This window comes from Streptomyces sp. NPDC001970 (genome assembly GCF_053594115.1).
The window spans coordinates 1-21,212 of record NZ_JBSFDW010000009.1 but is presented as its reverse complement, the minus strand read 5'-3'; the positions used below and the strand labels follow the sequence as shown (position 1 = coordinate 21,212).

Sequence of the window (21,212 nt, the reverse complement as noted above, 5' to 3'; positions counted from 1 at the left end):
GGTGATCGCGGCCCATACTGCTGGGGTGACTGCGCAAGCGGAGTACGACGCGATCGTGCTCGCCGGAGGTGCCGCCAAGCGGCTCGGCGGAGCGGACAAGCCCGGAGTCGGAATCGGCGGCCGGGCGCTGCTCGACCGCGTGCTCGCGGCGTGCCGGAGCGCGGGCCGCACCGTCGTCGTGGGCGACCGGCGGGCGACCGTGCGCCCCGTGATCTGGGCGCGTGAGTTTCCGCCCGGCGGCGGGCCGCTCGCCGCGCTCGACGCAGGGGTGCGGGAGACCGAGGCGGGCACGGTTGTCGTGCTCTCGGCGGATCTGCCGTTTCTGGGGGACACGACGGTACGACGGCTGCTCGAGGCCCTGGACCCGGGCGGGCCGGAAGCCGCGCTGCTCACCGACGCGGAGGGCCGGGACCAGCCGCTCGTCGCCGCGTACCGGACGGAGCCGCTGCGCCGAGAGCTGGGTCGCATCGCCACCGAGTGCGGGGGACTCGCCGGGCTGCCGTTGCGGCGTCTCACGCAGGAGTTGGAGCTCGACCGTGTCGCAGCGGGGCCGCTCGACGCCTTCGACTGCGACACCTGGGAGGACATTGCCGCGGCCAGGGCCCGTATCAGGGAGCATGGGAACGTGCTGGATGAATGGATCACCGCAGTCAAGACCGAACTGGGCATCGAACTCGACGTCGACACCGGCGTCCTTCTCGATCTGGCCCGGGATGCCGCGCACGGTGTCGCGCGGCCCGCAGCACCACTCACCACGTTCCTCGTCGGTTATGCGGCGGCCAAGGCGGGCGGCGACAGTGCCCAAGCCGTAGCCGAAGCGGCGCGCAAGGCTGCCGCACTCGCCGACCGCTGGGCGGCGGAAGCGGACGAGGCCGGCAGCTGATGGCCACACAGGATCGCGAATCCGACGCTCCGGGCGTGCCCGGACAGGCTCATGCAGGAGGGTCCGGTACGGGTCCGGGCGCCCGTGGTCGCGTAGCCGCCCCAGCCCCGGTCACGGCCACAGCACCGGGCACGGCCGCGGCCCGCGACCACGCCGACGACGGCGTGGAGGACGCTCTCGCCCTCGTGGGCCGGCATCCAAGCCACGGCCAGGGGCGACCGGCCACCGAGCGGCACGGCGCAGCACCCTGGGGCGAGGCGCGTGCCCTCGCGGCGCGTGTCGGCCGCGAGGCTTCTCCCTGCACCCGGCACGAGCCGCTCGACCGGGCCCTCGGGCAGGTGCTCGCGGAACCGCTCACCGCGCTCACCGATCTGCCGCCCTTCGACACCTCGGCCATGGACGGCTGGGCGGTCGCGGGACCGGGCCCCTGGGAGGTCCGGAGCAGCGGCAGCGGCATCCTCGCCGGGCACAGCGAACCGGAGGCGCTCACCGACGGCTCGGCCGTACGGATCGCCACCGGGGCCCGGATCCCGACCGGAGCCACCGCCGTCATCCGCAGTGAGCACTCCCATAGCGACGGGAGCGGCCACCTCCACGCCCAGCGACAGGTGACCCACGGTCAGGACATCAGACCCCGCGGCCAGGAATGCCGGTCCGGGGACCAACTCCTGCCGGCCGGCGTCCCGGTGACTCCGGCCGTCCTCGGGCTCGCCGCGGCCGCCGGGTACGACCAGTTGCTCACCGTCCGTCGGCCGCGCGTCGAAGTGCTGGTGCTCGGCGACGAGTTGCTCACCGAAGGGCTTCCCCGCGACGGGCTCATCCGTGACGCCCTCGGGCCGATGATCGGGCCCTGGCTGCGTGCGCTCGGCGCCGAGGTGCTCGCCACCCGACGGATCGGTGACGATGCGGAGGCGCTGCACCAGGCCGTCATCTCATCGGAGGCGGACCTCCTCGTCACCACGGGCGGCACGGCGGCCGGGCCGGTCGACCATGTCCACCCGGTGTTGAGCAAGGCGGGAGCCGAGCTGCTCGTCGACGGTGTCGCGGTGCGCCCCGGGCATCCGATGCTGATGGCCAGGCTCGCGCCAGGGCGGTACCTGGTGGGGCTTCCCGGGAATCCGCTGGCCGCCGTGTCCGGGCTGCTCACCCTTGCCGAGCCGCTGCTGCGGGGCATGTCGGGACGGGCGGCAACCGCGGCCCCCTATCGCGCCTCCCTGCGGGACGAGGTGCACGGCCATCCGCACGACACCCGGCTGGTGCCGGTGGTGCACCGTGGCGACCGGCTCGCGCCGCTGCACTACAACGGTCCGGCCATGCTGCGCGGTATCGCCGCCGCGCACGGTCTCGCGGTCGTGCCACCCGGCGGGGCGCGCCCCGGCGATGGGCTGGAGGTCCTCGAGCTGCCGTGGTCGCCGAACGGTGAGGGGCGTTTCACGTGAAACTTTCCGGCCAGGATGCCATGGCCAGGCAGGCCGACGAACAGTTGGTCACCGCACGTGTGACGATGCCGCGCAGGGTCGTCGAGCGTCCGCTGCGCCAGGTCGGAAGACGCCTGCTGATAGCGCTGGGTGTGCTGCTTCTGACGGTCTTGATCGTCTGGCTCGACCGCGGAGGCTACTACGACAACGCCGACGAAAAGGTCGACCTCCTCGACTCCGTCTACTACGCGACCGTCACCCTCTCCACCACGGGCTACGGCGATGTCGTTCCGCGCAGTGACAGTGCACGGCTGGCGAATGTGCTGCTGGTGACGCCACTGCGTGTGCTCTTTCTGATCATCCTGGTCGGCACGACTCTTGAGGTCCTCACCACCCGGACCCGGGATGAGTGGCGGCTGAACCGCTGGAGGGACACCTTGCGTGACCACACCGTTGTCGTCGGTTTCGGTACGAAGGGACGTTCCGCGGTTCAGACCCTGTGCGCGACGGGTCTGAAGAAGGAGCAGGTCGTCGTCGTGGACCCGAGTTCGAAGGTCATCGAGGCGGCGAATGCGGACGGCTTCACGGGCGTGACCGGGGACGCGACCCGCAGCGAGGTCTTGCTGAGCGCCGAGCTGCAGAGGGCGAAACAGATCGTCATCGCCACGCAGCGTGACGACACGGCCGTGCTGGTCGCGCTGACGGCGAGGCAGCTCAACCGTGGGGCGAAGATCGTCGCCGCGGTACGGGAAGAGGAGAACGCACCGCTGCTGCGGCAGTCCGGGGCGGATGTGGTGATCACCAGCGCCAGCGCGGCCGGCCGGCTGCTCGGGCTCTCCGTGCTCAGTCCGAGTGCCGGCAGAGTGATGGAGGACCTGATCCAACAGGGCGCCGGGCTCGATGTCATCGAGCGTCCTGTGACGAAGAGCGAGGTCGGCAAAGGCGTGCGGGAGACGGACGACCTGGTGGTGAGCGTGCTGCGCGGGCATCGGTTGCTCGGGTACGACGATCCTCAGGCGAGCCCGCTGCAGTTGACGGACCGTCTGATCACCATCGCGCGGGCGACGAACGCGCCGCCGCCGGGCGTCGCGCAGTAGCGGCCGGGGGCGTCGGAGTAGCCTCGCGGCCATGTATGCGATCACGATTCCCGAACCAGGTGGTCCCGAGGCGCTGGTGTGGGCGGAGGTGCCCGATGCCGTGCCCGGCGAGGGGGAGGTCCTCGTCGACGTCGTCGCGAGCGCCGTCAACCGCGCGGATCTGTTGCAGCGGCAGGGCTTTTACGACCCGCCGCCCGGAGCGTCCCCGTACCCCGGGCTGGAGTGCTCGGGGCGCATCGCCTCGCTCGGCCCCGGGGTGTCCGGGTGGCGCGTGGGAGACACGGTGTGCGCGCTGCTGGCGGGCGGCGGCTACGCGGAGAAGGTGGCGGTGCCGGTCGGGCAGTTGCTGCCGCTGCCGGAAGGGGTGGACCTGGTCACGGCGGCGGCACTGCCGGAGGTGACGTGCACGGTCTGGTCCAACGTGTTCATGGTGGCGCATCTGCGGCCGGGCGAGACCCTGCTGGTGCACGGCGGGGCGAGCGGGATCGGCACGATGGCGATCCAGCTGGCGAAGGCGGTGGGCGCGAAGGTCGCGGTCACCGCGGGTGGGCCGGAGAAGCTGGCGCGTTGCGCGGAGCTGGGCGCGGACATCCTGATCGACTACCGCGAGCAGGACTTCGTGGAGGAGCTCAGAAAGGCGACGGAGGGGGCGGGGGCGGACGTCATCCTCGACATCATCGGCGCGAAGTATCTGGACCGGAATGTGCGGGCGTTGGCCGTGAACGGCCGGCTGGCCGTGATCGGGCTGCAGGGTGGCGTGAAGGGCGAGCTGAATCTGGGCGCGCTGCTGGGGAAGCGGGCGGCGGTGACGGCGACATCTCTGCGAGGGCGGCCGCTGCACGAGAAAACGTCGATTGTGGCGGCGGTGCGCGAGCATGTGTGGCCGTTGGTCGAGGCCGGGACGGTGCGGGCGGTGGTGGACCGCACCGTCCCGATGCGCGAGGCGGCGGAAGGGCACCGCGTGCTGGAGTCGGGTGCGAACGTCGGCAAGGTGGTGCTGGTGACGGCGGGCGATGCCGCGAACGCCGCCGCGGGAGAGGACACGGGCGTGGCTACGGGCTGAGCGCCGTCGGTGGCCGCGGGCCGGTGTGCGGTGCGCCGGTCCTGAGCCCGGCCTGAGGCTCTGGCACGCACCAGCCGTGCACGTGCGTGGGTGAGTGCCGCTCTTCTCGTCCGTGCCTGCGGGTCCCTCGACCGATGCCCGCGCCGCGCGTACGGGCTTCCCCGAGAACAGCCGTGGGCCCCGTTCCCCTCCGGGAACGGGGCCCACGTGAAGCGTCTAGAGGTACGGGCCCGAGCGGATGGCGCCCGTGTGGGAGCCGTCTTCGTCGGTGGGGGCTCCGGGCGGGAGGGCCCGGCGCATCTGTTCGAGCTGGGCGCGGGCCGCCATCTGCTGGGCGAACAGCGCCGTCTGGATGCCGTGGAAGAGGCCCTCCAGCCACCCGACCAACTGAGCCTGCGCGATGCGAAGTTCCGCTTCGGAGGGAATCGCCTCGTCGGTGAACGGCAGCGAAAGACGTTCGAGTTCCTCGACGAGTTCCGGAGCGAGGCCGTCCTCGAGCTCCTTCACCGAGCCGCGGTGGATCTCCTTGAGTCTGACGCGGCTGGCCTCGTCGAGAGGTGCCGCCCGCACTTCTTCCAGCAGCTGTTTGATCATGCTTCCGATGCGCATGACCTTCGCGGGCTGCTCCACCATGTCCGTCACAGGGACCTCGCGCGATTCGTCGTCGATTTCACCTCCGCCGAGCGCCATCCCGTCCTGTCCCACTACGAGGACGTGGGGGCTCTGCGGTGAGCGTTCATTCCTCGGCATCTCCATGCCGCCATTCTCTCGCACATGTGCTTTCCCCCACGGTGTGCCCCCGTACAAGGGTGATCCACCCTCGTACGGGGGCACAGAGTGGGCTCAGAACCGCGGAATCCGCGCGTCAGGTCGCCGCGCGCCGGGCCAGGGCCCCGCGGGAGCGGGTGACCAGCGCCGCGAGGACGGCCGCGCCCACCGGGACGGCCACGAGCAGGGCCGCCAGGGTCTCCCAGGGGATGACGACCGGCACGTGCGGCGGGGCGCTCATTCCGCCGTAGCCCTCGTCGAGCGCCCGCTCGTACCACTTCATCTGCTCGCGCTGCTCGGTCAGCCGCAGCCCGACCGCGGGCAGCACACCGGCAGCGGAGCCCAGCACCACGCCCATCGCGGCGACCACGCCGCACTGGAAGCCGCTCAGCGTGCGCCGCACCCTCGGCGGGGCCCCGACGGCCGCGAGCGTCTTCAGGTCCGCCTCGGCGTCGGCCTGGGCGAGCCCGGTGGCGATACCGGCCGCACCGATGGTGATCAGCCCCGCGAAGACGGTCAGCGCCAGCAGCACGATGCTGTACTCGCTGGTGTAGCCCTCCTCGATGTGGAGCATGACGTCGGCACCCGACCTGTCGAGCTCACCGTTGAGCTTCTGGCGCTGCTCGGTGGTCGGTGTCCGGTCGGTCGTGTAGTACGCGCCGTACGGGACCGTCGTGACGCCCGCAGCGCCGGCCGCCGCCGGGGGAACGATCATGGAGATGCCGTACGCCGAGATGTTCCCGGGCACCTGGTACGCGGGGAACGTCTTGACCGTTCCCGGCGCCTCCTCGCCCTCCTCGCCCTCCTCGGCCGCCTTGTCGGCCGCCTCGTTGTCGGTGATCAGGCGGATACCGATCGTGCTGTTCTTGTCGACGTTGCGCTTGTCGAACGAGACGACCTTGCCGTCCGCCAGGGCCGTCACGGCCCCCGGGTCCTCGACGGCGAGGGCCTTCAGCAGCTTCGCGTCACCGACGATCACGCCGCCCGGGACGTACACGAAGCCGCGGTTCTCCTGGCAGCGCCAGTCCTCGGACAGCGCCCGGCGCTGGGCCACGCTGAACTTCTTCGCCGGGTCCTCGTCCGAGCGCGTGTAGCTCCACAGCGGGCACTGGTTCGGCTCCGGCACGACGACCTCGTACCGGCCGCAGCCGGGGCTGTCGCTGTACGACATCGTGCACTGCTTCTTCCCGACGGTGATGCGGTCCACGTCGGCCCGGACATCGACCGGCAGGTATTTCTGCACTGCCGCGCGGGTCTGGGCGACATCACGGCCGCCGGGCTCGTCCATCGTCAGGGACACCCCGCCGCTCGGCAGCCGTGCCTCGTACTCGGCGGCGCCCTGGGCGTCCTTGCTCGCCGCGTACGTGGCCACGGCGACCGTCCCCGCGACCGCGGCCAGCACCGCGGCCACCGCGGGAGCCGTGCGGCCCCGGTTGCGTACGGCGTCGCGCAGCGCGAGCCGGGGCGACAGCGGCAGCCAGCGGCCGATGCGGCCGAAAAGGCCCACCAGTGCGGGCGTCAGGGCCACCACGCCCAGCTCGGCGATCGCACTGCCTCCGGCGACGATGATGAACTGTTCCGAGTACACGGAGCCGTACAGCGCGATCGCCGCCCCGAGCAGCACCGCGACGAGCCCGATCGCCGGGAGAACCCGGCTGCTGCGGCGCACGCCCCGGCGGCCGGTGAGCGAGGCCAGGACGGTCTGCCGGGAGGCGGTGACGGCCGGGACGATCGCGGCCAGCAGGCCGGTCATCACGGCGAGCAGGCCGATGCCGAGCAGCTCCAGCGGCCGGATGTCGAAGCTGCCGAAGCGCGCCCCCATGGACTCCTCGAGCAGCGGGCGCAGGGCGAAGGTGAGGGCGAGACCGAGCACCGTGCCCACGACGGCCGCCACGAAGCCGATCACCAGACCGCCCGCCAGGACGATGGCCCGGATGTGACGGCGGTCGCCGCCGTTCGCACCGACCAGCCCGAGCTGGCGGCGCGAGCGCCGGGCGCCCACGGCGAAGGCGGGGCCGGCCAGCAGACAGATCTCCAGCATCGCGAGGCCGACGACGGTGCCGACGGCGGCGAGTGCCGCCGCCTGTGCGCCGGTGCTCTCCTCGTAGCGGCCGCCCCAGCCCTCCCTCTGGTAGAGCGGCACATCCGCTTCTGCGGGCGGACTCAGCTGAACGGCCCGCGAAAGGGCCACCACACCCTTGGCGTTGGCCTCTTTGACCATGTTCCACGTGAAACCACCGGGAGTGTTCACCAGGTAGGTCGTGCTCTTGCCGACACCCGGCAGGTCGTCGGCCACCAGCGCCTTGTCGAGCGGGTCGAGCAGGGCGCCGGGAAGCGCGTTGACCTGGTCGGTCTTGAGCGAATCAGGCAGCTCGTAGGAGCCGGTGATCGTGTACTCACGGTCCAGGCCGCGTGCCGCGAGCTTGGAGCCCACGCTCAGCCCGCTCGACTCGAGGAAGTGGGTCGTCACCGCCACCTCGTCGCTGCCCTTGGGGAACCGGCCGCTGACCAGCGTCATGATGCCCGCGGCCATCGGGTCGGTGGACCTGAGCTCACGGATCTCGGCGTTCAGCAGGCCGTGCGTGGTGCGCAGCTTCCCGGAACCGCTCGAGTCCTCCAGGGTCTTCGCGCCTGCCGGGAAGGCCTTGGAGACATCCCCGTCGCCCTCGGGCCACGGCTTTTCGTCGAAGTTCCCCACCGGCGAGTAGTTGGAGGCGTCGGGGGCCTGTTCGATCGGTGTCCCGCCGGTGCCGGGGTCGGACAGTCGAGCGTCGGCGGCGCCGAGCGAGCGCTCAAGGGTCTGCTCGGTGGAGAGTTCTGCGCTGCGCAGGGTCAGATCGGCGGCGCTCACACCGAGGATCGGCAGCGCGATCATCGCCAGGACGAGGAAGCTGCGTCCTTTGAAGCGCCAGGCGTCACGGCGGGCGATGCGTATCGCGGCCCGCCAGGAGTGGTACCAGTTCGTCACCGTTCGGCCGCCTGCCCGCTCAGCAGGGAGTCCGCCTCGCTGCGGAAGGTCTGGTCGACGACCGAGCCGTCGCGCAGGAAGACCACCCGGTCCGCCCAGGCCGCGAAGCGCGGTTCATGGGTGACGAGGATGCCCGCAGCGCCCGCGTCGCAGCGGGCGCGCAGCAGGGCGAGAACGGATTCACCGGTCTCGGAGTCCAACGCACCGGTCGGCTCGTCGGCGAGGACGAGACGGCGGTCGCCGACCAGGGCGCGGGCGATCGCCACCCGCTGCTGCTGGCCGCCGGACATCTCGTCGGGGAAGCGGTCGGCGAGATGGCCGAGGTCCATCTCCTCCAGCGCGGCGAGGGCTTCGGTGCGGGCCTTGCGGGCGGAGATGCCGTCGAGTTCGCGCGGCAGGGCGATGTTCTCGGCGGCGGTGAGCGCCGGGATGAGGTTGTAGTCCTGGAAGACATAACCGATGCTGCGGCGGCGCAGGGCGGCGAGCGTCTTGCGGTCGGCGGTGGTGATGTCGGTGTTCTCGACGATCACCTGGCCGGAGCTCGGGGTGTCGAGGCCGCCGGCGATGGTAAGTAGCGTCGACTTGCCGGAGCCGGACGGGCCCATGACGGCGACGAGTTCGCCCGGGAACACATCGAGGTCGACGCCACGCAGGGCGTGCACCTCGGTGGCGCCGCTGCCGTGGACGCGGGTCAGCTTCCGCAGTTGCAGCACGGGCTGCTGCTGTGACTGCTGTGGCTGGTGGGATTGGTCGGACATGAAGGGGTCCCCCCTTGGGCGTACGCGCAGGGGCGTACGCGAGCGGATGTGAAGAGAGAGGCGCGCGGAACAGGGACGGAGCCGGAGCTCAGACCCGCCGCCTCCGGCGGTCACGCACGGGCGTCGGCTCCGGTCCCGAGGTCGGCGTCGGCTCCGGTCCCGAGGTCGGCGTCGGCTCCGGTCCCGAGGTCGGCGTTGGCTCCGGAGCCTGGGCAGGCGGGGGTGCGTGCTCCGGACTCAGGGATGCCGTCGCGGAGAGCCGGATGAGCCGGGCTTCGCAGTGGTCGAGCCAGCGGGCTTCCGCCTCGGTCTGGAAGATGAGCTGTTCCAGTACGAGCAGCCAGGCGATCTCGTCGCGGTCGGCAGGATCGGCTTCCAGCGCCTGGGCCTTGAGCCGGGTGTAGTCCTGCATCGCCTTCACGGTGTGCCGGCGCTGGGCCTGGATGACCTCGCGGATGTCGATGGTCGGCGCTCCGACCGCCATGGCGAGCTTGATGGCCAGCTCGTCCCGGGCGGGGCTGGTGCGGTCGACGGGCCGTTCGAACCAGGACCTCAGTTCGCCGCGCCCGGCGTCGGTGATGGCGTAGAGCGCGTGCCCGGCCTCGTCCTCCCCGTCCTGTACGACCATGCCGTCGCGCTCCAGACGGCTGAGGGTCGTGTAGACCTGGCCGACGTTGAGCGGCCAGGTGGCTCCCGTACGGGACTCGAACTCCGTACGGAGCTGGGAGCCGTAGCGAGGACCGCGTTCCAGGAGGGCGAGAAGCCCGTGGCGGATCGACATACTCAGTATGTATACCGGGTATGCCGCTGCGGACAACCGACTTGAGACGGACGTTGCGCGTAGGCCGTACGAGGGACCAGGGGTCTCCGGGAGGGGTTCGGGAGGGGCCTCAGTACCGGCGGAGCCGCAGTCCCATGTAGCCGAGACCCAGCCCCATCAGGGCGAATCCTGCGCCGAGCGTCATGACCGGAATCTGGCGTTCCAGCGGCCGGGAGGAGGAAGGGGGCGCCGCCTTGCCGACGGGGTCGGGTGCGGTGGGTGACGGGGTCGCCGTGGGCGGCGGTACGGGGACCGCGGGCGCGGAGGTGTGTGCGTCGCGCGACTCCCGCTCGCGCTGTTCCCGCAGCAGTCGCTTCCGCATCTCCGTTTCCTTCCGCAACTCGGCCTTCATGCGCTCGCGCTCGCGTTCCCGGGCCTGTTCCCGCTCCCTCTCGCGCGCGCGTTGGAGTGTGGGTTCGCGCTGACGCCGGCTGTCGTGCCCGGCCTCGGGCGACGTGGTCGCGGTCGGGACCGGCGGGGCCGGGGCCGTACGGCCGGGTCGGTCACGGCCCTCGCCGGCCAGGCGTCCGGCCAGCGAGGGCGAAGGGGACGCGGAAGGGGAGGTCTTCGGGGAGCCCTTGGGGCGGGCGTCGGTGCTCGCCGTCGGGCCGCGTCCCGCGCCTTGGCCCGGGCGCGCGTCGTCCTTGGCGCCTGTGTCCGTGCCCATACCTGTGCCTGTGCCCGTGCCCGTGCCCCCCGTACCTGTGCCTGTGCCTGCGCCTCTGCCCGCACCCGTGGTCGTTCCTGTGCTCGTGCCGGAACTCGCATCCGGGCCGGGCCCGTGGCCCTTGTGCGCGACGCCGCCCTTGCCGGGCCGAGCCGACACCCCGGGCTCCTGCGCCCCGGGGCCCTTCGGCGCCCTCCCGTACAGCAGCCTCCCGGGACCGCCGGGCCGAACGGGTGGTGGCGCGGCCGCTGCCCTGGCCGACCGATGCCCCTGAAGTCCCTGCGGCTCCTTGGCGTCCTCGCGGTCCTGCCGGCCCTCAGGGCCACGGCCGTCCTGCTGTACGTGCCGGTCCTGCCGGTCCTGCTGCTGGTCGTCGGCGTGCCCCCGAAACGTTTCTGCGAGGTCCCAGGAGTCGTGGTCATCGGCGTACGCCCCGACCGGCATCGTCGCCAGCACGACGGCCGCGAACACTGCGATGGTCGCCACGCCGCGCGTGCGGAGCTTCGGAGCCACTGGGTGACCCCCTCCCGTGCCGAGTCGCCGAGATGCAGGAATATCGGACTAAGCGTCACATACGCGAGCTTGTCCGGCATCCCGGGCGTGAGGGCCGGGGCGGGGCGCGCAAACGGCCCGGCGCGCCATCCGCGTGCCGGGCCGTTCCGAGGTGAAGGTGACCGAGGTGAAGGTGGCCGACGGGAGGGCGGCCGAAAAGGAGGCCGGAAAAGGCGACTACTGCCCCGGGTCTCCGGTGGCGATCTTCAGCTCGAACGTCTGGCTTCCGGGAACCACGGCCGTGCCCTCTGTCGGGAACTGCTCGATGACCTGGTCCTCCGCGTACTGCGGATGGTCCACCCTGGTTTCCTTGATCTGCCAGCCCGCCGCCTGGATGCACTGCTTGACGGAGATCAGGTCCTTGTAGACGAAGCTCGGAGCCTGGACCTTCTTCGGGTCGTCGCTGTCCTCATAGGCGTCCGTGCACTCTTCCTTGTCCATCGTCCTGTTGCGCTCCGGCGGCTTGTGCTCCGCCACCGCGGTCTGGCTCGCACTCGGGTCGCTGCCGCCGCCGCCAGGGTTCTCTTTGCCGCCCAGGTTCAGCGCGGCGATCAGGCCGCCGATCGCCAGCAGCGCCACCACGGCCGAGCCCACGATCACCGGCATGTTCCGGCTGCCGCCACCACCGCCCGTCGAACCGGCCGTCGGCTGCGGGGAGATGGTGTACGGGGGTGGAGTCGGCGACTGGTACGCCGGGGCAGGGGTCGGGACCTGCTGCGGGTATCCGTAGCTCGGAGCCGGTGCGGGCGTCGGCGTCGGGTGACCGTACGGCCCGGGGACCGGACCCGGCTGGTACGGCTGGTGAACGCCAGGCGGCGCCGGCGTGGACTGGTCGACCGGCGGGAAGACCGCCGAGCCGACCCCCGCGCCGCTGCTGACGGGGCCTCCGGCGACGATGACCGGCGCACCCGTCTGCCCCGCACCGGAGACGCGCATGCACTCGTCGCGCATCGCAGCGGCGTTCGGGAAACGCTCGTTCGGGTTCTTCTTCAGCGCCCGCGCGACCAGCGCGTCCATCGCCGGGGTCACCGAGCGGTTGATGGAGGACGGGGCGACCGGCTCCTCCTGCACATGCGCGTAGGCGATCGCCAGCGGCGAGTCCGCGTCGAACGGCAGCCGGCCCGTCAGCAGCTGGAAGAGCATGATGCCGACCGAGTACAGGTCGGAGCGGGCGTCGACGCCGCGCCCCAGCGCCTGCTCGGGCGACAGGTACTGCGGCGTACCGACGACCATGCCGGTCTGCGTCATCGACGTGACGCCCGACTGCATGGCCCGTGCGATACCGAAGTCCATGACCTTGACGACGCCGCGCTTGGTCATCATCACGTTGCCGGGCTTGATGTCCCGGTGGACCAGGCCCATTTCATGGCTGGTCTCCAGCGCCGCGAGCACATCCGCGGTCACCTTGAGCGCCTTGTCGGCCGGCATCGCGCCGTACTGCTGGATGTCGGCGTTGAGGACCGAGCCGAGGGGCTTGCCCTCCACGTACTCCATGACGATGTACGGCATGAGCGAGCCGTTGAGCTCGTCCTCACCCGTGTCGAAGACCGACACGATGTTGGTGTGGGACAGCTTGGCGACGGCCTGCGCCTCGCGCCGGAAGCGCTCGCGGAAGGACTGCTCGCGGCCGAGCTCGGTGTGGAGCGTCTTGATGGCGACCTGGCGGTCCAGAGCGGAGTCGTAGGCCAGGTAGACCGAGGCCATGCCGCCCTCGCCGAGCAGGTCGCGAAGCTGGTACCGGCCGCCGGCGACCGAACCGCCCGCGTAACGGCCGCCGCCGTGTGCCCCGTCCTGACTCATGTCGTGCTTCCCCCTACGCGCGCCTGGCGGCCGCGGTGATCCGTATTTACGGGCCAAGTCTGCCCGAGGGCACGGACACGTCAAGCCGGGTGCCCGTTCCGTGACCGTACGCACGAGAAGCGTCTCGCAAGCGTTACAGGAAACGCATGGAATTTGCGTGGGTGCAGCGGCAGCGGGTTGGATGGCCGGTCCATCTCGGACCGGGCCGCCGCGCGGAGCCTGTAGCGTGACGTCGCAGAGCACCAAGGCACCCGAGGAACGCCGGCCGCGCAAGCGCTCGGCACGGCAAAGATACGACGGCGAGGACTGATGGCACCCGAACCCGAAGCAAGTGGCGGCGGAGTCTCGGATGCTGCGGACTCCTGGGGCGTCGGCGGACTCGTCGGTGACGGGCGCTACCGCCTGACGCACCGCCTCGGACGCGGCGGCATGGCCGAGGTCTTCGCGGCGGAGGACGTACGGCTCGGCCGCACCGTCGCCGTCAAGCTGCTCCGCGCCGACCTCGCCGAGGACCCCGTGTCCAAGGCCCGCTTCACGCGCGAGGCGCAGTCGGTCGCCGGGCTCAACCACCACGCCATCGTGGCCGTGTACGACTCCGGCGAGGACGTCGTGAACGGCCAGTCCGTGCCGTACATCGTCATGGAGTTGGTCGAGGGCCGCACGATCCGCGACCTCCTCATCAACGCCGAGGCCCCGCCGCCCGAGCAGGCGCTCATCATCGTCTCCGGCGTCCTCGAAGCGCTCGCGTACTCGCACCAGCACGGCATCGTGCACCGCGACATCAAGCCCGCGAACGTCATCATCACCCACGGCGGCGCCGTGAAGGTGATGGACTTCGGCATCGCCCGCGCGCTGCACGGCGCGTCGACGACGATGACCCAGACCGGCATGGTCATGGGCACGCCGCAGTACCTCTCCCCCGAGCAGGCGCTCGGCAAGGCCGTCGACCACCGCTCGGACCTGTACGCCACGGGCTGTCTGCTGTACGAGCTGCTCGCGCTGCGTCCTCCGTTCACCGGTGAGACCCCGCTCTCCGTCGTCTACCAGCACGTCCAGGACGCCCCCGTGCCGCCGTCCGAGGCCTCGGACGTGGCACCGCCGGAGCTGGACGGGCTCGTCGTCCGGGCGCTCGCGAAGGACCCGGACGACCGGTTCCAGAGCGCCGAGGAGATGCGCGGCCTGGTGCAGTACGGGCTGCAGATGCTCCAGCAGCAGGGCAGCCACACCGGTACGTGGAACACCGGCCCGGTCGAGATGCACGACGGCCTCCACACGCCGGCGATGGGCATGACCGCGACGACCGCGATGGGGCACCCGCCGCACGGGGACACCTCGAAGGGCCCGATCCTGCCGCCGCGCAACCCGGACGACGGGGCGTACACCGGCGCGTACGGCCACGGAAACGGCCCTGGCGGAAACGGCCGGGGCGGCCGCGGCAAGGTGTGGCTGTTCCTCGCCCTGGCGATGGTCGCGATCGCGGCGGGTGTGGTCTTCGCGCTGGACCGCACGGCCGACACCGGCAAGAACCCGACCGACCAGACGACCGTCTCGAACACTCCGAACACGCCGGACAAGCCGTCCTCGGCGCCGCCGGAGACGGAGGACGAGGAGTCGGAGGAGCCGGAGCAGACGTCGGGCGGCAACCAGTACCCCTGGACGCCGTCCGACACCCCGACGGACAAGGACACGCCCTCCGCGCCGGAGACCCCCACGGACGGCGGCCCGTCCGGTACGCCTTCCACGACGGAGGGCAACACCACCGAGGGCACGACGGACGGTGGTCAGACAGATGGTGGTCAGACGGACGGTGGCACCACCGACGGCGGGACCACGGACGGTGGTCAGACGGACGGCGGTACGACCGACGGTGGCACCACCGACGGCGGGACCACGGACGGTGGTCAGACGGACGGCGGCAGCACCGACGCCGGGACCACCACGAACGGCAGCGCCCGCTGACACGCCGTTCACCCCGTGAACGCCTCGCACACCGCCTCGTACTCCCGCGTCCACCACACCGCCAGGGCTGACACCGCAGGGAACTGCGGGTCGGCTCTGCGGTCGTGCAGCTGGTAGCGCCAGCGCAGTATCCAGAAGTCGTTGAGCCGCTCCCACCACACCCGGTGCACCGCCGCGGCCAGCTCCGCGCCGTCCGCCCCGGCCGCCCGCCGGTAGGCGCGCGCGTACGCCCGCACCTTCGGCAGCTCCAGTTCCCCCGCCGGCCGTACGAAGAAGATCGCCGCGGCCCGTACGGCCTCTTCGGCGCGCGGCTGCACCCCCAGCCGGTCCCAGTCGACGATCGCGGCGGGCTCGGCGCCCTGGTAGAGCAGATTCAGCGGGTGGAAGTCGCCGTGCACCCAGCCGCCGGCGGTGCCCGGTGGCGGTCGGCGGTCTGCGTGCCGCTCCAGAAGGATCCGGCGCTCCAGCAGCCGGTGCTCGGCAAGGGTGTCGAAGGTGTCGCGGGGGCGGTGGGAGCGGGCCAGGGCCAGCAGCTCGTCGATCAGCGCGAAGGTCTCGTCGGGGTCGGCGCTGAGGTGCTCGCGCTCGTGCGGGTCCGCCTCCATCACCCGTTCCAGTGCGGTGTGCACCCGGCCCAGGAGCGCCCCGAGGCGCCGGGACTCGGCGGTGGTCAGCTGGGCGCCGCCCCGGTGCCGGCCGTCCACCCAGGGGTGCAGGGCGTAGCAGCGGCCGCCGATGACGGCGACGGTGTCGCCCGCCGTGTCCTGGACGGGCGGGGCGACCGGGACGCCGAGGGACTGGAGGCGCTGGGTGGCGCGGTGCTGGCGGACGATGGTGGCGCGGTCGGCGGTCGGCGCGTCGACGTGCTGCTTGAGGAAGTAGGCGCCGCGGGTGGTGGCGAGGCGGTAGCCGCGGTTGAGGAGGCCTTGGGTGACGGGCTCGCAGGAGAGGGGCTCGCCGGGGTGCTCGTACCGGCGCAGGAGTTCACCCAGCGGAGGTGGGGCAGTAGCAGATGAGCGCGGCACCCGTCAGATGATAGATCACGCAGCGTGTCGTGCAGTTCGCTCTTCGGCACAGTCCCATGTGTGCACCGAGGCGAACCGGGGCTTGATGCGCAGGTACACCGGGTCGAACGGCTTCCCGTTCACCCGGCAGGGGCCAGTGTCGCCGAAGTCCTCCACCTCGTCCGCAGTCGGCGTGACGATCTCCGCGGTGCCGGTGAACTGGACGGACCAGAGGGCGTCCGCGTCCGAGTTGAGGTTGTCCGCGCCGTAGGCCACCACGCTGCCGCCGCAGGTCTGGTGGAATCCGAGTCCCGCGTGGACGCGCAGCAGCACGTACCCGTCGGACACGACATGGCGCGCCGGTGCGACGACGGGCATGGCGCGCAGGCTGGTCGCCAGCCTTCCGTACGACACCCGGGAGAGCAGCTCGACGGTGCGCAGTTCGTCGGTGCGCAGGCCGTCGGTGGGGCAGGGGTCGTCGGAGGGCATGAACTCCACGATCCGCCGCCGGGCGAACCGGCGAACAGGGCCGCCCGACCTGCCCGCGGTGGGACCTAGGTCACGAAACGGACCCCTCGGCCCGGCCTTCGGTGGCCCAGCTCGGCACCCGGACCTCAGTGTCCGAGCCTTCAGCGGCCCGGGCCGGCGCCCCGGCCCTCGGTGCCCCGGCCCTCAGCCGTGCACCGCCGCGCATCCTCAGCGCGGTCGCTCCGCCTGCATCCTCGCCACATACGCCGCGGCTTGCGAACGCCGCTCCATGCCGAGCTTGGCGAGCAGGCTCGAGACGTAGTTCTTGATGGTCTTCTCGGCGAGGTGCAGCCGCTCGCCGATCGCGCGGTTCGTCAGCCCCTCGCCGATCAGGTCGAGGATCCTGCGCTCCTGGTCGGTCAAGCTCGCCAGCTTCTCGTCACCCTTGGGGGTGTTGCCGTCCCGCAGCCGTTCCAGGACGCGCGCGGTGGCGACCGGGTCGAGCAGCGACCTGCCCGCCGCCACGTCCCGTACCGCCGTCAGGAGCTCGGTGCCGCGGATCGCCTTGAGGACATAGCCGGAGGCCCCGGCCATGATCGCGTCGAAAAGGGCCTCGTCGTCGGCGTACGACGTGAGCATCAGGCATTTGATGGCATCGTTGCGGGAACGGACCTCGCGGCACACCTCCACCCCGCTGCCGTCCGGAAGGCGTACGTCCAGAACGGCCACGTCGGGACGGACGGCCGGAATCCTGACCAGGGCGTCCGCCGCCGTCCCGGCCTCCCCGACGACCTCGATGTCGTCCTCGACCGAGAGGAGTTCATGCACGCCACGCCGGACGATCTCGTGGTCGTCAACCAGGAATACCGTGATTTTTCCCTCGTCCCGCACTAAATCAGTCTCACATACTCACTCTTCCCGTGCCCGGGGTGACCGGGATAACGTGCCCCTGTTCCGGCGGCCCGCAAGGCCGTGACCAGTGGTTGTTCCCGCTTTTCTCGATTTACTTGGAAATCCAAGCAAAATCGCAGGTCAAATGGGGTTTCGCAGTAATGCGGCCCACTGGGTAACGTGCCTTTGGCAGGGCGCTCGCCGGGGCACCTGTCACGCCTGTTCCCTGCCGAGCGGCACCCACCCCGTGCACGGGTACGGATACAGGCGAGCCGCACTGGTTCCCGGCGGACCCCGGGGGCCGGACAGACGGAGGAGCACGCACGTGACCGTGGAGAGCACTGCCGCGCGCAAACCGCGCCGCAGCAGTAAGCGCGCCGTTTCCGGCGCCGCGAAGAAGCCGCAGACGTCCGAGCCTCAGCTCGTACAGCTGCTCAACCCCGAAGGTGAGCGGGTCGAGCACCCGGAGTACGACATCGACCTGAGCCCCGAGGAGCTTCGCGGGCTCTACCGCGACATGGTCCTGACGCGTCGTTTCGACGCGGAGGCCACCGCTCTCCAGCGTCAGGGCGAGCTGGGTCTGTGGGCGTCGCTGCTCGGCCAGGAGGCGGCGCAGATCGGCTCGGGACGGGCCCTGCGCGACGACGACTACGTCTTCCCGACCTACCGGGAGCACGGCGTCGCCTGGTGCCGCGGGGTCGACCCGACGAATCTGCTCGGGATGTTCCGTGGCGTGAACCACGGCGGCTGGGACCCGAACAGCAACAACTTCCACCTGTACACCATCGTGATCGGCTCGCAGACGCTGCACGCGACCGGCTACGCGATGGGTGTCGCCAAGGACGGCGCGGACTCCGCGGTCATCGCGTACTTCGGTGACGGCGCCTCCAGCCAGGGCGACGTCGCCGAGTCCTTCACCTTCTCCGCGGTCTACAACGCCCCGGTCGTGTTCTTCTGCCAGAACAACCAGTGGGCGATCTCCGAGCCCACCGAGCGCCAGACCCGCGTGCCGCTCTACCAGCGCGCGCAGGGCTTCGGCTTCCCCGGCGTCCGCGTCGACGGCAACGACGTGCTGGCCTGCCTCGCCGTGACGCGGTCCGCGCTGGAGCGCGCCCGCCGCGGTGAGGGCCCGACGCTGGTCGAGGCGTTCACGTACCGGATGGGTGCCCACACCACCTCCGACGACCCCACCAAGTACCGGCACGACGACGAGCGGGCGGCCTGGGAGGCCAAGGACCCGATCCTGCGTCTGCGCACGTACCTGGAGAACGAGGGCTTCGCCGACGAGGCGTACTTCACCGCCCTCGACGAGGAGAGCGACGCCCTGGCCAAGCGCGTGCGCGAGGCCGTCCGTGCCATGCCCGACCCGGACCACATGGCGATCTTCGACAATGTCTACGCCGACGGGCACGCCCTCGTCGACGAGGAGCGCGCACAGTTCGCCGCCTACCAGGCGTCGTTCGAGGACGCGTCCGGGGAGGGCAAGTAAGCCATGGCAGTAGAGAAGATGTCCCTCGCGAAGGCGCTCAACGAGTCGCTGCGCAAGGCCCTCGACACCGACCCCAAGGTCCTGATCATGGGTGAGGACGTCGGCAAGCTCGGCGGAGTCTTCCGGATCACCGACGGGCTCCAGAAAGACTTCGGCGAGGAGCGGGTCATCGACACCCCGCTCGCCGAGTCCGGCATCGTCGGCACCGCGATCGGGCTCGCGCTGCGGGGCTACCGCCCGGTCGTCGAGATCCAGTTCGACGGCTTCGTCTTTCCCGCGTACGACCAGATCGTCACGCAGCTCGCCAAGATGCACGCCCGCGCGCTCGGCAAGATCAAGCTGCCGGTCGTCGTCCGCATCCCGTACGGCGGCGGCATCGGCGCGGTCGAGCACCACTCCGAGTCGCCCGAGGCGCTCTTCGCGCACGTGGCCGGCCTCAAGGTGGTCTCCCCGTCGAACGCCTCCGACGGCTACTGGATGCTGCAGCAGGCCATCCAGAGCGACGACCCGGTGATCTTCTTCGAGCCGAAGCGGCGCTACTGGGACAAGGGCGAGCTCGACACCGAGTCCATCCCGGACCCGCTGCACGCCGCCCGCACCGTCCGCACCGGCAGCGATGTGACGCTCGCCGCGTACGGGCCGATGGTGAAGGTCTGCCTGGAGGCCGCCGCGGCCGCCCAGGAGGAGGGCAAGTCGGTGGAGGTCCTGGACCTTCGCTCGATGTCCCCGATCGACTTCGACGCGGTCCAGAAGTCGGTCGAGAAGACCCGTCGGCTCGTCGTCGTCCACGAGGCCCCGGTCTTCTACGGCTCCGGCGCGGAGATCGCCGCCCGCATCACCGAGCGGTGCTTCTACCACCTGGAGGCGCCGGTGCTGCGTGTCGGCGGTTTCCACGCCCCGTACCCGCCGGCCCGGCTGGAGGAGGAGTACCTTCCGGGCCTTGACCGGGTGCTCGACGCCGTCGACCGCTCGCTTGCGTACTGAGGAGAGGGTCGTGACGACGATGACAGACGCTTCTGCTCGTTTCCGTGAGTTCAAGATGCCCGACGTGGGCGAGGGACTCACCGAGGCCGAGATCCTCAAGTGGTACGTCCAGCCCGGCGACACCGTGACCGACGGCCAGGTGGTGTGCGAGGTCGAGACGGCGAAGGCGGCGGTGGAGCTGCCGATTCCGTACGACGGCGTCGTGCACGAGCTGCGCTTCGACGAGGGCACCACGGTCGACGTGGGCACCGCGATCATCACGGTGGATGTGGCGCCGGGGTCGGGCGAGGCCGAGGAGCCGTCGCCGGCGGCCACCGAGCCGACGCTCGCCGCCGCCGAGCCGGAGGCCGAGGCCAAGCCCAAGGGCCGCCAGCCGGTGCTGGTCGGGTACGGGGTCGCCGAGTCCTCGACCAAGCGCCGGCCGCGCAAGGGTGCGTCCGTACCCGAGCAGGCGCAGGTCGAGCAGGCCGCGCAGGCCGCCGTACAGGCCGAGCTCAACGGGCACGGGACCGCGCCCGAGGCCCCCGTCATCGGCCGGCCGCTCGCCAAGCCGCCCGTGCGCAAGCTGGCCAAGGACCTCGGCGTGGACCTCGCCACGGTCGTGCCGAGCGGACCCGACGGGATCATCACCCGCGAGGACGTCCACGCGGCTGTCGCTCCCGCCCCGGTCGCCGCGCCCGCCCCCGCCGCCGCGCCGGCACAGACGGCCGCAGCTGCTCCGGAGCCCGTCGTCGTGGGAGGCGCCCGGGAGACCCGTGTCCCCGTCAAGGGCGTACGGAAGGCCACCGCGCAGGCGATGGTCGGCTCCGCCTTCACCGCGCCGCACGTCACCGAGTTCGTCACGGTCGACGTCACGCGCACGATGAAGCTGGTCGAGGAGCTCAAGGCCGACAAGGACATGGCCGGGCTTCGTGTGAACCCGCTGCTCCTCATCGCCAAGGCGCTGCTGGTCGCGATCAAGCGCAACCCGGAGGTCAACGCCTCCTGGGACGAGGCGAACCAGGAGATCGTGCTCAAGCACTACGTCAACCTGGGTATCGCCGCCGCCACCCCGCGCGGCCTGATCGTGCCGAACATCAAGGACGCGCACGACAAGACGCTTCCGCAGCTGGCCGAGGCCCTCGGCGAGCTGGTCGCCACGGCCCGCGAGGGGAAGACGAGCCCCGCGGCCATGCAGGGCGGGACGGTGACCATCACCAACGTCGGCGTCTTCGGCGTCGACACCGGCACGCCGATCCTCAACCCGGGCGAGGCCGCGATCCTCGCGGTCGGTGCGATCAAGCTCCAGCCGTGGGTCCACAAGGGCAAGGTCAAGCCCCGTCAGGTCACCACGCTGGCGTTGTCCTTCGACCACCGGCTGGTCGACGGCGAGCTCGGCTCCAAGGTGCTGGCGGACGTCGCGGCGGTCCTGGAGCAGCCGAAGCGGCTGATCACCTGGGCCTGACCGGGCCCGTTCAACGAGGCGGCCCCGCAGGACAGCAACTGTCCTGCGGGGCCGCCTCGTTCGTTCGCTCAGCATGATGGCGACATGAGCGGGGGTGCGGCCACGGTGTGGCCCGCAGGATCAGGTTCACCGGATCGACCATCATCTGCGCGATCAGTGCCCCCGTGGTCAGCTGCCCG

Annotated in this window: 17 protein-coding genes; 8 read left to right on the top strand and 9 right to left on the bottom strand. The window is 71.3% G+C overall.

Features of this window, described 5'->3' with window-relative positions:
- Positions 1-25 precede the first annotated feature (25 nt).
- From ACWCP0_RS13705 to ACWCP0_RS13690, 4 genes are read left to right on the top strand one after another with little or no spacing between them, the layout of a single operon-like run.
- Positions 26-883: an NTP transferase domain-containing protein gene (locus tag ACWCP0_RS13705; RefSeq protein WP_451079013.1), complete on the top strand. Its 858-nt coding sequence runs from the start codon at positions 26-28 to the stop codon at positions 881-883.
- A complete protein-coding gene (locus tag ACWCP0_RS13700) occupies positions 883-2,322 on the top strand; it encodes a molybdopterin molybdotransferase MoeA (RefSeq protein WP_451079012.1) in 1,440 nt (479 codons plus the stop codon). Before ACWCP0_RS13705 ends, ACWCP0_RS13700 begins: the two co-directional genes overlap by 1 nt.
- A gap of 20 nt (positions 2,323-2,342) precedes the next feature.
- On the top strand, positions 2,343-3,398 hold the full coding sequence (locus ACWCP0_RS13695) for a potassium channel family protein (protein WP_451079172.1): 1,056 nt from the start codon (positions 2,343-2,345) through the stop codon (positions 3,396-3,398).
- A 31-nt stretch (positions 3,399-3,429) separates the two neighbouring features.
- Positions 3,430-4,461, top strand: a complete 1,032-nt coding sequence (locus ACWCP0_RS13690) for an NAD(P)H-quinone oxidoreductase (protein ID WP_451079011.1) — start codon at positions 3,430-3,432, stop codon at positions 4,459-4,461.
- Positions 4,462-4,677: 216 nt separating this feature from the next.
- On the opposite strand, the gene ACWCP0_RS13685 is transcribed toward ACWCP0_RS13690, so the two are convergent.
- From ACWCP0_RS13685 to ACWCP0_RS13660, 6 genes are all read right to left on the bottom strand, one after another.
- On the bottom strand, positions 4,678-5,217 hold the full coding sequence (locus tag ACWCP0_RS13685; protein ID WP_451079010.1) for a bacterial proteasome activator family protein: 540 nt from the start codon (positions 5,215-5,217) through the stop codon (positions 4,678-4,680).
- Between the two features lie 109 nt (positions 5,218-5,326).
- Positions 5,327-8,197, bottom strand: coding sequence for an FtsX-like permease family protein (locus ACWCP0_RS13680; protein ID WP_451079009.1), 2,871 nt, complete (start codon positions 8,195-8,197; stop codon positions 5,327-5,329).
- Positions 8,194-8,955: an ABC transporter ATP-binding protein gene (locus ACWCP0_RS13675; protein WP_451079008.1), complete on the bottom strand. Its 762-nt coding sequence runs from the start codon at positions 8,953-8,955 to the stop codon at positions 8,194-8,196. Before ACWCP0_RS13675 ends, ACWCP0_RS13680 begins: the two co-directional genes overlap by 4 nt.
- Positions 8,956-9,043: 88 nt before the next feature.
- Positions 9,044-9,736 carry a helix-turn-helix transcriptional regulator gene (locus ACWCP0_RS13670; RefSeq protein WP_451079007.1) on the bottom strand — a complete coding sequence of 231 codons (693 nt, stop codon included), beginning with the start codon at positions 9,734-9,736 and terminating at the stop codon, positions 9,044-9,046.
- A gap of 109 nt (positions 9,737-9,845) precedes the next feature.
- Positions 9,846-10,928: a hypothetical protein gene (locus ACWCP0_RS13665; RefSeq protein ID WP_451079006.1), complete on the bottom strand. Its 1,083-nt coding sequence runs from the start codon at positions 10,926-10,928 to the stop codon at positions 9,846-9,848.
- A 243-nt stretch (positions 10,929-11,171) separates the two neighbouring features.
- Complete coding sequence (locus ACWCP0_RS13660) at positions 11,172-12,794, bottom strand: protein kinase domain-containing protein (protein ID WP_451079005.1); 1,623 nt, start codon at positions 12,792-12,794, stop codon at positions 11,172-11,174.
- A 309-nt stretch (positions 12,795-13,103) separates the two neighbouring features.
- Here ACWCP0_RS13660 and ACWCP0_RS13655 point away from each other — a divergent pair, with 309 nt between their 5' ends.
- Complete coding sequence (locus ACWCP0_RS13655) at positions 13,104-14,753, top strand: protein kinase domain-containing protein (protein ID WP_451079004.1); 1,650 nt, start codon at positions 13,104-13,106, stop codon at positions 14,751-14,753.
- An 8-nt stretch (positions 14,754-14,761) separates the two neighbouring features.
- Here ACWCP0_RS13655 and ACWCP0_RS13650 read toward each other — a convergent pair whose 3' ends face one another.
- The 3 genes from ACWCP0_RS13650 to ACWCP0_RS13640 form a co-directional block, all read right to left on the bottom strand.
- Positions 14,762-15,778, bottom strand: a complete 1,017-nt coding sequence (locus ACWCP0_RS13650) for a phosphotransferase (RefSeq protein WP_451079003.1) — start codon at positions 15,776-15,778, stop codon at positions 14,762-14,764.
- Between the two features lie 15 nt (positions 15,779-15,793).
- The gene (locus ACWCP0_RS13645) at positions 15,794-16,246 is read right to left on the bottom strand and encodes a pyridoxamine 5'-phosphate oxidase family protein (RefSeq protein ID WP_451079002.1); all 453 of its coding nucleotides are present in this window, start codon (positions 16,244-16,246) and stop codon (positions 15,794-15,796) included.
- Positions 16,247-16,453: 207 nt separating this feature from the next.
- The gene (locus ACWCP0_RS13640; protein WP_451079001.1) at positions 16,454-17,116 is read right to left on the bottom strand and encodes a response regulator; all 663 of its coding nucleotides are present in this window, start codon (positions 17,114-17,116) and stop codon (positions 16,454-16,456) included.
- A 325-nt stretch (positions 17,117-17,441) separates the two neighbouring features.
- Here ACWCP0_RS13640 and pdhA point away from each other — a divergent pair, with 325 nt between their 5' ends.
- From pdhA to ACWCP0_RS13625, 3 genes are read left to right on the top strand one after another with little or no spacing between them, the layout of a single operon-like run.
- Complete coding sequence (gene pdhA, locus ACWCP0_RS13635) at positions 17,442-18,605, top strand: pyruvate dehydrogenase (acetyl-transferring) E1 component subunit alpha (protein WP_451079000.1); 1,164 nt, start codon at positions 17,442-17,444, stop codon at positions 18,603-18,605.
- Between the two features lie 3 nt (positions 18,606-18,608).
- Entirely contained in the window at positions 18,609-19,589 is a 981-nt protein-coding gene (locus ACWCP0_RS13630; protein ID WP_451078999.1) for an alpha-ketoacid dehydrogenase subunit beta, read from the top strand.
- 10 nt (positions 19,590-19,599) lie between these two features.
- Complete coding sequence (locus ACWCP0_RS13625) at positions 19,600-21,033, top strand: dihydrolipoamide acetyltransferase family protein (RefSeq protein WP_451078998.1); 1,434 nt, start codon at positions 19,600-19,602, stop codon at positions 21,031-21,033.
- Positions 21,034-21,212 lie beyond the last annotated feature (179 nt).